The organism is Streptomyces sp. NPDC002057, assembly GCF_040296665.1.
Classification (GTDB): Bacteria; Actinomycetota; Actinomycetes; order Streptomycetales; family Streptomycetaceae; genus Streptomyces.
In genome coordinates this window covers 66,082-78,237 of sequence record NZ_JBEOXR010000022.1, presented here as the reverse complement: position 1 = coordinate 78,237, position 12,156 = coordinate 66,082, and the positions used below count along the sequence as shown (strand labels likewise).

The 12,156-nt window shown below is 70.0% G+C and carries 11 protein-coding genes; all 11 read right to left on the bottom strand.

Going from position 1 to position 12,156, the window contains the following annotated elements:
* Positions 1-4: 4 nt before the first annotated feature.
* Genes nuoL through ABT129_RS19005 form a run of 11 tightly spaced genes read right to left on the bottom strand, consistent with a single transcriptional unit; the run spans position 5 to position 12,152 of the window.
* Complete coding sequence (gene nuoL, locus ABT129_RS19055) at positions 5-1,900, bottom strand: NADH-quinone oxidoreductase subunit L (protein WP_351902367.1); 1,896 nt, start codon at positions 1,898-1,900, stop codon at positions 5-7.
* Between the two features lie 11 nt (positions 1,901-1,911).
* Positions 1,912-2,211, bottom strand: coding sequence for an NADH-quinone oxidoreductase subunit NuoK (gene nuoK / locus ABT129_RS19050; protein ID WP_148005711.1), 300 nt, complete (start codon positions 2,209-2,211; stop codon positions 1,912-1,914).
* Complete coding sequence (locus ABT129_RS19045) at positions 2,208-3,041, bottom strand: NADH-quinone oxidoreductase subunit J (RefSeq protein WP_351902364.1); 834 nt, start codon at positions 3,039-3,041, stop codon at positions 2,208-2,210. The genes nuoK and ABT129_RS19045 overlap by 4 nt, the downstream gene beginning before the upstream one ends.
* Positions 3,038-3,634, bottom strand: a complete 597-nt coding sequence (gene nuoI, locus ABT129_RS19040) for an NADH-quinone oxidoreductase subunit NuoI (protein ID WP_351902361.1) — start codon at positions 3,632-3,634, stop codon at positions 3,038-3,040. Before nuoI ends, ABT129_RS19045 begins: the two co-directional genes overlap by 4 nt.
* Positions 3,609-4,970, bottom strand: a complete 1,362-nt coding sequence (nuoH, locus tag ABT129_RS19035; protein ID WP_351902358.1) for an NADH-quinone oxidoreductase subunit NuoH — start codon at positions 4,968-4,970, stop codon at positions 3,609-3,611. Before nuoH ends, nuoI begins: the two co-directional genes overlap by 26 nt.
* Entirely contained in the window at positions 4,967-7,465 is a 2,499-nt protein-coding gene (locus ABT129_RS19030) for an NADH-quinone oxidoreductase subunit G (protein WP_351902355.1), read from the bottom strand. Before ABT129_RS19030 ends, nuoH begins: the two co-directional genes overlap by 4 nt.
* A complete protein-coding gene (gene nuoF, locus ABT129_RS19025) occupies positions 7,462-8,814 on the bottom strand; it encodes an NADH-quinone oxidoreductase subunit NuoF (protein ID WP_351902352.1) in 1,353 nt (450 codons plus the stop codon). Before nuoF ends, ABT129_RS19030 begins: the two co-directional genes overlap by 4 nt.
* Positions 8,811-9,551: an NADH-quinone oxidoreductase subunit NuoE gene (gene nuoE, locus ABT129_RS19020; protein ID WP_351902350.1), complete on the bottom strand. Its 741-nt coding sequence runs from the start codon at positions 9,549-9,551 to the stop codon at positions 8,811-8,813. Before nuoE ends, nuoF begins: the two co-directional genes overlap by 4 nt.
* Positions 9,548-10,870, bottom strand: a complete 1,323-nt coding sequence (locus ABT129_RS19015) for an NADH-quinone oxidoreductase subunit D (protein ID WP_351902347.1) — start codon at positions 10,868-10,870, stop codon at positions 9,548-9,550. Before ABT129_RS19015 ends, nuoE begins: the two co-directional genes overlap by 4 nt.
* Complete coding sequence (locus ABT129_RS19010) at positions 10,870-11,601, bottom strand: NADH-quinone oxidoreductase subunit C (RefSeq protein WP_351902344.1); 732 nt, start codon at positions 11,599-11,601, stop codon at positions 10,870-10,872. Before ABT129_RS19010 ends, ABT129_RS19015 begins: the two co-directional genes overlap by 1 nt.
* A complete protein-coding gene (locus ABT129_RS19005) occupies positions 11,598-12,152 on the bottom strand; it encodes a NuoB/complex I 20 kDa subunit family protein (protein ID WP_024756031.1) in 555 nt (184 codons plus the stop codon). Before ABT129_RS19005 ends, ABT129_RS19010 begins: the two co-directional genes overlap by 4 nt.
* Positions 12,153-12,156 lie beyond the last annotated feature (4 nt).

The following is a 12,156-nucleotide window of genomic DNA, read 5'->3' as shown; positions in this document are numbered from 1 at the left end:
GTGGTTACACCGCCCTCATCAGCAGGGTCGCGGCGATGAGCACCGCCGTACCTCCGAACATGGAGACCGCGTACGAGCGGGCGTAGCCGTTCTGGAGCTTGCGCAGCCGGCCGGAGAGTCCGCCGACGGAGGCCGCGGTCCCGTTGACCACGCCGTCGACCAGGGTGTGGTCGACGTAGACGAGGGAGCGGGTCAGGTGGGTGCCGCCGCGGACGAAGACGGCGTGGTTGAAGTCGTCCTGGAGGAGGTCGCGGCGGGCGGCCCGGGTGAGGAGCGAGCCGCGCGGTGCGACGACCGGGACGGGCCTGCGGCCGTACTGGAGGTAGGCGAGGCCGACGCCGATCACCATGACGGCGACGGTGGCGGAGGTGACGGCCGCGGCGCTGATCGGCGGGTGGCCGTGCGCGTAGCCGGTGACGGGCTCCAGCCACTTCACGAACCGGTCGCCGACGCTGAACAGGCCGCCCGCGAAGACCGACCCGAAGGCCAGCAGGATCATCGGGACGGTCATGGACTTCGGGGACTCGTGCGGGTGCGGCTCGTGGCCCTCCGCGTCGGCCTGCCAGCGCTTCTCGCCGAAGAAGGTCATGAGCATCACGCGCGTCATGTAGTACGCGGTGATGGCGGCGCCGAGCAGGGTGACCGCGCCGAGGATCCAGCCCTGGGTGCCGCCCTTGGCGAAGGCCGCCTCGATGATCATGTCCTTGGAGAAGAAGCCGGAGAGGCCGGGGAAGCCGATGATGGCGAGGTAGCCGAGGCCGAAGGTGACGAAGGTGACCGGCATGTACGTCCGCAGGCCGCCGTACCTCCGCATGTCGACCTCGTCGTTCATGCCGTGCATGACCGAACCGGCGCCGAGGAACAGCCCGGCCTTGAAGAAGCCGTGGGTCACCAGGTGCATGATCGCGAAGACGTAGCCGATGGGGCCGAGGCCGGCGGCCAGGATCATGTAGCCGATCTGCGACATCGTCGACCCGGCGAGGGCCTTCTTGATGTCGTCCTTGGCGCAACCGACGATCGCACCGAAGAGGAGCGTGACCGCGCCGACCACGACGACCACCGTCTGGGCGTCCGGGGCGGCGTTGAAGATGTCGGCGGAGCGGACGATCAGATAGACACCGGCGGTCACCATCGTGGCCGCGTGGATGAGGGCCGAGACCGGGGTCGGGCCCTCCATCGCGTCCCCGAGCCAGGACTGCAGCGGCACCTGGGCGGACTTGCCGCAGGCGGCGAGGAGCAGCATCAGACCGATCGCGGTCAGCGTGCCCTGGCTCGCCTCGCCGGTCGCCCCGAACACCGGCTCGAAGGCGAAGGTGCCGAAGGTGGTGAACATGATCATGATGGCGATCGAGAGGCCGATGTCGCCGACCCGGTTGACCAGGAACGCCTTCTTGGCGGCGGTGGCCGCGCTGGGCTTGTGCTGCCAGAACCCGATCAGGAGGTACGAGGCGAGGCCGACGCCCTCCCAGCCGAAGTACAGGAGAAGGTAGTTGTCGGCGAGGACGAGCAGGAGCATCGCCGCGACGAACAGGTTGAGGTAGCCGAAGAACCGGCGGCGGCGCTCGTCGTGCTCCATGTATCCGATGGAGTACACGTGGATGAGCGTGCCGACCCCGCTGATCAGCAGGACGAAGGTCATCGACAGCTGGTCGAGCTGGAAGGCGAAGTCCGCCTGGAAGCCCTCGACGGGGATCCAGGTGAAGAGCCGCTGGTGCAGGGCCCGGTCGTCGGCGCTCCTGCCGAGCATGTCGGCGAAGAGCGCGAGGCCGACGGCGAAGGAGACGGCCGCGAGCAGCGTGCCGATCCAGTGCCCGACCTTGTCGAGCCGCCGGCCGCCGCAGAGCAGGACCACTGCTCCCAGCAGGGGCGCCGCGATGAGCAGCGCAATCAGGTTGTCCACAATTCCGCCCCTTACAGCTTCATCAGGCTGGCGTCGTCGACCGAGGCCGAGTGGCGGGCACGGAAGACGGACACGATGATCGCGAGCCCGACGACGACCTCCGCGGCGGCGACGACCATCGTGAAGAACGCGATGATCTGGCCGTCGAGGTTTCCGTGCATGCGGGAGAAGGCGACGAACGCGAGGTTGCAGGCGTTGAGCATCAGTTCGACGCACATGAAGACCACGATCGCGTTGCGCCGGATCAGCACCCCGACCGCACCGATGGTGAACAGCAGGGCGGCGAGGTACAGGTAGTTGACGGGATTCACCGGGTGGCCTCCTCTTCGTCCCGGTCCCGGCCGAGCCGCTCCTCGGAGCGCTGCTCCAGGGCCTTGAGGTCGGCCAGTGCCTCCGTGGACACGTCCCGGATCTGGCCCCGCTTGCGCAGGGTCTGCATGACGGTGAGCTCCGACGGGGTGCCGTCGGGCAGCAGACCGGCGACGTCCACGGCGTTGTGCCGGGCGTAGACGCCGGGGGCGGGCAGCGGCGGCAGGTGCTTGCCTTCCCGTACGCGCTGCTCGGAGAGCTCGCGCTGGGTGGCGGCGCGCTCGGTGCGCTCGCGGTGGGTGAGCACCATCGCGCCGACGGCGGCGGTGATGAGGAGCGCGCCCGTGATCTCGAAGGCGAAGACGTACTTGGTGAAGATGAGGGCGGCGAGGCCCTCGACGTTCCCGCCGTACGCGCTGTTGGCGGCGCCGAGACCGGTGAACTCGGTCAGCGAGGCCTGGCCGATTCCGGCGATCAGCAGGATGCCGAAACCGAGGCCGCAGGCCGCGGCCCACCAGCGCTGGCCCTTGATGGTCTCCTTCAGCGAGTCCGCGGCCGTGACACCGACCAGCATGACGATGAAGAGGAAGAGCATCATGATCGCGCCGGTGTAGACGACGATCTGGACGATGCCGAGGAAGTACGCGCCGTTGGCGAGGTAGAAGACCGCCAGGACGATCATCGTGCCGGCCAGCGACAGGGCGCTGTGCATGGCCTTCTTCATCAGGATCGTGGCGAGGGCGCCGACGACGGCGACGGTGCCGAGGACCCAGAACTGGACGGCCTCACCGGTCGAGGTGGTGGCGGCGAGGGTCTGGAGGTTCGCGCTCATGCGTCCGCCCCCTCCTCTTCGCCCTTCTCCCCCTGGGACACGGCGACCTGGCGGACGGTGCCGGGCGCGGCGTCGGTGACGAGGCCCAGGTAGTAGTCCTGCTCGGTCATGCCCGGGTAGATCGCGTGCGGGCTGTCGACCATGGTGTCCTCCAGGCCCGCGAGGAGCTGCTCCTTGGTGTAGATCAGGTTCTCGCGGGAGGAGTCGGCCAGTTCGAACTCGTTGGTCATCGTCAGCGCGCGCGTGGGGCAGGCCTCGATGCACAGCCCGCAGAGGATGCAGCGGGCGTAGTTGATCTGGTAGACGCGGCCGTAGCGCTCGCCGGGCGAGTAGCGCTCCTCCTCGGTGTTGTCCGCGCCCTCGACGTAGATGGCGTCGGCGGGACAGGCCCAGGCGCACAGCTCGCAGCCGACGCACTTCTCCAGACCGTCGGGGTGACGGTTGAGCTGGTGCCGGCCGTGGAAGCGGGGCGCCGTCGTCTTCTGCTGCTCCGGGTACTGCTCGGTCAGCCGCTTCTTGAACATGGCCTTGAAGGTCACGCCGAAGCCGGCCACCGGATTCTGGAAGTCAGACACCGTCCGTCTCCTTTCCATCACTCGCAGAGGCAGAATCGGGGGCGCCGCTGGCGACGAGGTCCCGCTCGTGCCGGGGCCTGCGCCGGGGGACGGCGGGCAGGGACTGTCCGGGCTTGGGCGGTACGGGGAAGCCTCCGGCCATCGGGTCGAAGGAGCGCGTGTCGGCCGGCCCGGCCGCGCCCGCCTTCGCCTTCCGGTCGCGGAACACGTCGACCACGAAGGAGAGCAGCAGCAGTCCGAGGACGGCTCCGGCGACGTACAGGACGATGTTGGTGAAGGCGATGTTCTCGTTCCGCAGCGCCCGGACGGTGGCGACGAGCATGAGCCAGACCACGGAGACCGGGATGAGGACCTTCCAGCCGAGCTTCATCAGCTGGTCGTAGCGGACGCGGGGCAGGGTGCCGCGGAGCCAGATGAAGAAGAAGAGGAGCAGCTGCACCTTGAGGACGAACCAGAGCATCGGCCACCAGCCGTGGTTCGCGCCCTCCCAGAAGGTGGAGACCGGGTACGGGGCCCGCCAGCCGCCCAGGAAGAGGGTGACCGACACGGCCGAGACCGTCACCATGTTCACGTACTCGGCGAGCATGAACATCGCGAACTTGATGGAGGAGTACTCGGTGTTGAAGCCGCCGACGAGGTCGCCCTCGGACTCCGGCATGTCGAACGGGGCGCGGTTGGTCTCGCCGACCATCGTGACGATGTAGATGATGAACGAGACCGGCAGCAGGATCACGAACCAGCGGTCCGCCTGCGCCTCGACGATCGCCGAGGTCGACATCGACCCGGAGTAGAGGAAGACGGAGGCGAAGGCCGCGCCCATGGCGATCTCGTACGAGATCATCTGCGCGCAGGAGCGGAGGCCGCCGAGCAGCGGGTACGTGGAGCCGGAGGACCAGCCGGCGAGGACGATGCCGTAGATGCCGACGGAGGCGACCGCGAGGACGTACAGCATCGCGATCGGCAGGTCGGTGAGCTGCATCGCGGTGCGGTGGCCGAAGATCGAGACCTCGTTGCCGGCCGGGCCGAACGGGATCACGGCGATCGCCATGAACGCCGGGATGGCCGCGATGACCGGGGCGAGGACGTAGACGACCTTGTCGGCCTTCTTGACGATCACGTCCTCCTTGAGCATCAGCTTGATGCCGTCCGCGAGGGACTGGAGGAGGCCCCAGGGGCCGTGCCGGTTGGGGCCGACGCGCAGCTGCATCCAGGCGACGACCTTGCGCTCCCACACGATGGAGAAGAGCACGGTGATCATGAGGAAGGCGAAGCAGAAGACGGCCTTGATCAGGACGAGCCACCAGGGGTCCGTACCGAACATGGACAGGTCTTCGGCGGCGAGGGGCGTGGTCATGCCTGCACCTCCGTGACATCGACGGGGCTCGGGCTCGCCGGGCCGATGCGGACCAGGTCGCCGGGGTGGGCGCCGGTGTCGGAGAGGACGCCGCGGCCGGCCGAGTTCAGCGGGAGCCAGACGACGCGGTCGGGCATCTCGGTGACCTGGAGCGGGAAGGCGACGGAGCCCGTGGGCCCGGTGACTTCGAGGGTGTCGCCGTCCTTGACGCCGGTGTCGGCGGCGGTGGCGGCGGAGAGCCGGGCGACCGCCGCGTGCCGGGTGCCGGCGAGGGCGGTGTCGCCCTCCTGGAGGCGGCCGAGGTCGAGCAGGAGGCGGTGTCCGGCGAGGACGGCCTCTCCGTCGCCGGGCCGGGGCGCGGCCTGGCCGGGCTCGACGGGCTCGGAGGCCCGCTCCCCGGTCCAGCCGGCGAGCCGGTCGAGTTCCCGGCGTACGGCCCTGAGGTCGGGCAGGCCCAGGTGGGCGTCGAGGGCGTCGGCGAGCATGTGGAGCACGCGCCCGTCCGACGGCGACAGGGACCGGGTCATCTGTTCCGGCTTGAGCGCGGCCTCGAACATCCGGGCCCTGCCCTCCCAGTTGAGGAAGGTGCCGGGCTTCTCGGCGACGGCGGCGACCGGGAGGACGACGTCGGCGCGCTCGGTGACCTCGCTGGGCCGCAGCTCCAGGGAGACCACGAAGGCCGCGTCGAGGGCCTCGCGGGCACGTGCCGGGTCCGGCAGGTCGGAGACGCCGACGCCGCCGACGAGCAGCGCGGCGAGCTCGCCGGTGGCGGCGGCCTCCACGATCTGGCCGGTGTCGCGCCCGTAGCGGTGCGGGAGTTCGCGGACGCCCCAGACGCCGGCGACCTCCTCCCGCGCGCGGGGGTGGGTCGCGGGCCGGCCGCCGGGCAGCAGCGCCGGGAGCGCTCCGGCCTCGACGGCTCCGCGTTCGCCGGAGCGGCGCGGGATCCACACGAGCCGGGCGCCGGTGGCGGCGGAGACGCGCAGGGCGGAGGTGAGGGCGCCGGGGACGCCGGCGAGGCGCTCGCCGACGACGAGGACCGCGCCTTCCTGGCGGAGGGCCTCGGCGGCGGCGAGTCCGTCGCCTTCGAGACCGACCCGGGAGGTGAGGGCGTCGAGCCACTCGGTCTCGGTGCCGGGGGCGGCGGGCAGCAGGGTGCCGCCCGCCTTCTCCAGGCCGCGGGTGGCGAAGGCGGCGACCGCGTAGGTCTTCTGGCCGTGCTTGCGCCAGGCCTTGCGGAGCCGCAGGAAGACGCCGGGGGCCTCCTCCTCGGACTCGATGCCGACGAGGAGGACGGCCGGGGCGGCTTCGAGCGAGGTGTACGTGACGCCGGTGCCGTCCAGGTCCCGGCCCCGGCCCGCGACGGCGGAGGCCAGGAAGTCGGCCTCCTCGCCGGAGTGGATCCGGGCCCGGAAGTCGATGTCGTTGGTGTCGAGGGCGACCCGGGCGAACTTGGCGTACGCGTAGGAGTCCTCGACGGTCAGCCTGCCTCCGGTGAGGACGCCGGTGCGGCCGCGGACGAGTCCTCGGGCGGCCGCCTCCAGTGCCTCGGGCCAGGAGGCGGGCTCCAGCTCACCGGTGCCGGGGTTCCGGACGAGCGGGGTGGTGAGCCGGTCGCGCTGCTGGGCGTACCGGAAGCCGAAGCGGCCCTTGTCGCAGATCCACTCCTCGTTGACCTCCGGGTCGTCGGCGGCGAGCCGCCGCATGACCTTGCCGCGCCGGTGGTCGGTGCGGGTGGCGCAGCCGCCCGCGCACTGCTCGCACACCGACGGCGAGGAGACCAGGTCGAAGGGGCGGGAGCGGAAGCGGTAGGCGGCCGAGGTGAGGGCGCCGACCGGGCAGATCTGGATGGTGTTGCCGGAGAAGTACGACTCGAAGGGGTCGCCCTCGCCGGTGCCGACCTGCTGGAGCGCGCCGCGCTCGATGAGTTCGATCATCGGGTCGCCGGCGACCTGGTTGGAGAAGCGGGTGCAGCGGGCGCAGAGCACGCAGCGCTCGCGGTCGAGGAGCACCTGGGTGGAGATCGGTACGGGCTTCTCGTAGGTGCGCTTGACGCCTTCGAAGCGGGACTCGGACTGCCCGTGGGACATGGCCTGGTTCTGCAGGGGGCACTCGCCGCCCTTGTCGCAGACCGGGCAGTCCAGCGGGTGGTTGACGAGCAGCAGCTCCATCACGCCGTGCTGGGCCTTCTCGGCGACGGGGCTGGTCAGCTGTGACTTCACCACCATGCCGTCGGTGCAGGTGATGGTGCAGGAGGCCATGGGCTTGCGCTGGCCCTCGACCTCGACGATGCACTGGCGGCAGGCGCCGGCGGGGTCGAGGAGCGGGTGGTCGCAGAAGCGCGGGATCTCGATGCCGAGCTGTTCGGCGGCGCGGATGACCAGGGTCCCCTTGGGGACGGAGATCTCGATGCCGTCGATGGTCAGCGTGACGAGATCCTCGGGCGGTACGGCCGGGGAGCCGCCGCCGGCCGGGCCGGCCGTGGTGACCGTCATGCCGACACCTCCTTGTGGTTGTCCGCCCAGGCGGTCGACTTGGCGGGGTCGAAGGGGCAGCCCCGGCCGGTGATGTGCTGCTCGTACTCCTCGCGGAAGTACTTCAGCGAGGAGAAGATCGGCGAGGCGGCGCCGTCGCCGAGGGCGCAGAACGACTTGCCGTTGATGTTGTCGGCGATGTCGTTGAGCTTGTCGAGGTCGGAGAGCTTGCCCTTGCCGGCCTCGATGTCACGGAGCAACTGGACGAGCCAGTAGGTGCCCTCGCGGCAGGGGGTGCACTTGCCGCAGGACTCGTGGGCGTAGAACTCGGTCCAGCGGGTGACGGCCCGGACGACGCAGGTGGTCTCGTCGAAGCACTGGAGCGCCTTGGTGCCGAGCATCGATCCGGCGGCGCCGACGCCCTCGTAGTCGAGGGGCACGTCGAGGTGCTCGTCGGTGAACATGGGGGTGGAGGAGCCGCCGGGGGTCCAGAACTTGAGCCGGTGGCCGGGGCGCATGCCGCCGCTCATGTCGAGGAGCTGGCGCAGGGTGATGCCGAGGGGGGCCTCGTACTGGCCGGGCGAGACGACGTGCCCGGAGAGCGAGTACAGCGTGAAGCCCGGGGACTTCTCGCTGCCCATCGAGGTGAACCACTCCTTGCCCTTGTTGAGGATCGCGGGAACGGAGGCGATGGACTCGACGTTGTTCACCACGGTGGGGCAGGCGTACAGACCGGCGACGGCGGGGAAGGGCGGGCGCAGCCGGGGCTGGCCGCGGCGCCCTTCGAGGGAGTCGAGGAGGGCGGTCTCCTCGCCGCAGATGTACGCGCCGGCGCCGGCGTGCACGGTGATGTCGAGGTTCAGTCCGCTGCCGAGGACGTTCCGGCCGAGGTAGCCGGCGGCGTAGGCCTCGCGCACGGCCTCGTGGAGGCGGCGCAGGACGGGCACGACCTCGCCGCGCAGGTAGATGAACGCGTGCTCGGAGCGGATCGCGTAGCAGGCGATGATCATTCCCTCGATGAGGGAGTGCGGGTTGGCGAAGAGGAGCGGGATGTCCTTGCAGGTGCCGGGCTCGGACTCGTCGGCGTTGACGACGAGGTAGTGCGGCTTGCCGTCGCCCTGCGGGATGAACTGCCACTTCATGCCGGTGGGGAAGCCGGCGCCGCCGCGTCCGCGGAGGCCGGATTCCTTGACGTACGCGATGAGGTCGTCGGGGCTCATCGCGAGGGCCCGCCTGAGGCCCCGGTACCCCTCGTGCCTCTCGTAGGTCTCCAGGGTCCAGGAGTCGGGCTGGTCCCAGAAGGCCGAGAGGACGGGGGCCAGAAGCTTCTCGGGGCTGCTGTTGTTGATCTCGGCGGCCAAGGTCATCACTCCCCCTCCTGACCGGAGGTCTCACCGCGCGGGTGGACGATTCGGTGGTTCGGCTGCTCGCCCTTGGCCAGACGCAGGCCGACGAGGGAGGCGGGGCCCGCTCCGCCGGTGGCCTCGACGGCGCCGGGGCGCTCGTCGGGGAAGCCGGCGAGGATGCGGGCGGTCTCCTTGAAGGTGCAGAGCGGGGCACCTCGGGTGGGTTCGACGGTCCGGCCGGCCCGCAGGTCGTCCACCATCGCCTTGGCGGACTCGGGGGTCTGGTTGTCGAAGAACTCCCAGTTGACCATCACCACGGGGGCGAAGTCGCAGGCCGCGTTGCACTCGATGTGCTCGAGTGTGATCTTGCCGTCGTCGGTCGTCTCGTTGTTGCCGACGGCGAGGTGCTGCTTGAGCTCCTCGAAGATGGCGTCGCCGCCCATGACCGCGCAGAGCGTGTTCGTACAGACGCCGACCTGGTAGTCGCCCGAGGGCTTGCGCCGGTACATCGTGTAGAACGTGGCGACGGCGGTGACCTCGGCGGTGGTCAGGCCGAGGAACTCGGCGCAGAACGCCATGCCGGTACGGGTCACATGGCCCTCCTCCGACTGCACGAGGTGCAGCATCGGCAGGAGGGCGGAGCGGGAGTCCGGGTAGCGGTCGACGATCGCCCGGGCGTCCTCCTCCAGGCGGGCGCGGACCTCGGCGGGGTACGCGGGCGCGGGGAGCTGGGGCATCCCCAGACTGATCTGGTCGGTCATCGGTCGACGCCTCCCATCACGGGGTCGATGGAGGCGACGGCGACGATGACGTCGGCGATCTGGCCGCCCTCGCACATCGCGGCCATGGCCTGGAGGTTGGTGAAGGACGGGTCGCGGAAGTGGACCCGGAAGGGGCGGGTGCCGCCATCGGAGACGACGTGGACGCCGAGCTCGCCCTTGGGTGACTCGACGGCCGCGTAGGCCTGCCCCGCCGGGACCCGGAAGCCCTCGGTGACCAGCTTGAAGTGGTGGATCAGGGCCTCCATGGAGGTGCCCATGATCTTCGCGATGTGGTCGGTGGAGTTGCCGAGGCCGTCGGCGCCGAGCGCGAGCTGCGCGGGCCAGGCGATCTTCTTGTCGCCGACCATGACGGGTCCCGGCTCCAGGCGGTCGAGGCACTGCTCGACGATCCTGAGGGACTGGCGCATCTCCTCCAGGCGGACGAGGAAGCGTCCGTAGGAGTCGCAGGTGTCGGCGGTCGGGACCTCGAAGTCGTAGTCCTCGTAGCCGCAGTACGGGTCGGTCTTGCGCAGGTCGTGCGGGAGGCCCGCCGAGCGCAGGATCGGTCCGGTGGCGCCGAGCGCCATGCAGCCGGTGAGGTCGAGGTAGCCGACGTCCTGCATGCGGGCCTTGAAGATGGGGTTGCCGGTGGCGAGCTTGTCGTACTCCGGCAGGTTCTTCTTCATGGTCTTCACGAACTCGCGCACGGCGTCGACGGCGCCGGGCGGGAGGTCCTGGGCGAGGCCGCCGGGGCGGATGAACGCGTGGTTCATGCGCAGGCCGGTGATCAGCTCGTACAGGTCCAGGATCATCTCCCGGTCCCGGAAGCCGTAGATCATGATCGTGGTGGCGCCGAGCTCCATGCCGCCGGTGGCGATGCACACCAGGTGGGAGGAGAGCCGGTTGAGCTCCATCAGGAGGACGCGGATGACGCTGGCCCGGTCCGGGATCTGGTCGGTGATGCCGAGCAGCTTCTCCACGCCGAGGCAGTACGCCGTCTCGTTGTAGAACGAGGTGAGGTAGTCCATCCGCGTGACGAAGGTGGTGCCCTGCGTCCAGTTCCGGTACTCGAGGTTCTTCTCGATGCCGGTGTGGAGGTAGCCGATGCCGCAGCGGGCCTCGGTGACGGTCTCGCCGTCGATCTCCAGGATGAGCCGGAGCACGCCGTGGGTGGACGGGTGCTGGGGGCCCATGTTGACGATGATGCGCTCGTCGTCGGCCTTGGCCGCCGACTGGACGACCTCTTCCCAGTCGCCGCCGGTCACCGTGTAGACGGTGCCTTCTGTGGTCTCTCGGGGAGACGCGTGGGACGTGGACATCAGCTGTACGACCTCCGCTGGTCCGGAGCCGGGATCTGGGCGCCCTTGTACTCGACCGCGATGCCGCCGAGGGAGTAGTCCTTGCGCTGCGGGTGGCCCTGCCAGTCGTCCGGCATCATGATCCGGGTGAGGGCGGGGTGGCCGTCGAAGACGATGCCGAAGAAGTCGTACGTCTCGCGCTCGTGCCAGTCGTTCGTCGGGTAGACCGCGACGAGCGACGGCAGGTGCGGGTCGGCGTCCGGGGCGGACGTCTCCAGGCGGATCAGCCGGCCGTGGGTGAGCGAGCGCAGGTGGTAGACGGCGTGCAGCTCGCGGCCCTTGTCGCCCGGGTAGTGGACGCCGGAGACGCCGGTGCAGAGCTCGAAGCGGAGCGCCGGGTCGTCGCGGAGGGTGCGGGCGACCCGGACGAGGTGCTCGCGCTCGATGTGGAAGGTGAGCTCGTCGCGGTCGACGACCGTCTTCTCGATGGCGTTCTCCGGGAGGAGTCCCTGCTCCTCCAGGGCGCCTTCGAGTTCGTCGGCGACCTCGTCGAACCAGCCTCCGTACGGGCGGGAGGCGGGTCCGGGGAGCCGGATCGAGCGGACGAGTCCGCCGTAGCCGGAGGTGTCGCCGCCGTTGTTGGCGCCGAACATGCCGCGCTGGACGCGGACCTCCTCGCCGTGGTCCCCGCGCTGCCCCGGCAGGTTCTGCGCGCTGAGGTCCTTCTCGGGATTGGGTGTCTCGTCGCTCACCGGAGCAGACCCTTCAACTCAATGGTCGGCAGCGCCTTGAGCGCCGCTTCCTCCGCCTCCCGGGCCGCCTCCTCGGCGTTCACGCCGAGCTTGGAGGTCTGGATCTTCTGGTGGAGCTTGAGGATCGCGTCGAGCAGCATCTCCGGGCGCGGCGGACAGCCGGGCAGGTAGATGTCGACCGGCACGATGTGGTCGACGCCCTGGACGATCGCGTAGTTGTTGAACATGCCGCCGGAGGAGGCGCAGACGCCCATGGAGATGACCCACTTGGGGTTGGGCATCTGGTCGTAGACCTGCCTCAGGACCGGCGCCATCTTCTGGCTGACCCGGCCGGCGACGATCATCAGGTCGGCCTGGCGCGGTGAGCCGCGGAAGACCTCCATGCCGAAGCGGGCCAGGTCGTACCGGCCGGCTCCGGTGGTCATCATCTCGATGGCGCAGCAGGCGAGGCCGAAGGTCGCGGGGAACACGGACGCCTTGCGCACCCAGCCCGCGGCCTGTTCGACCGTCGTCAGCAGAAAGCCGCTCGGGAGTTTCTCTTCGAGTCCCATAGGT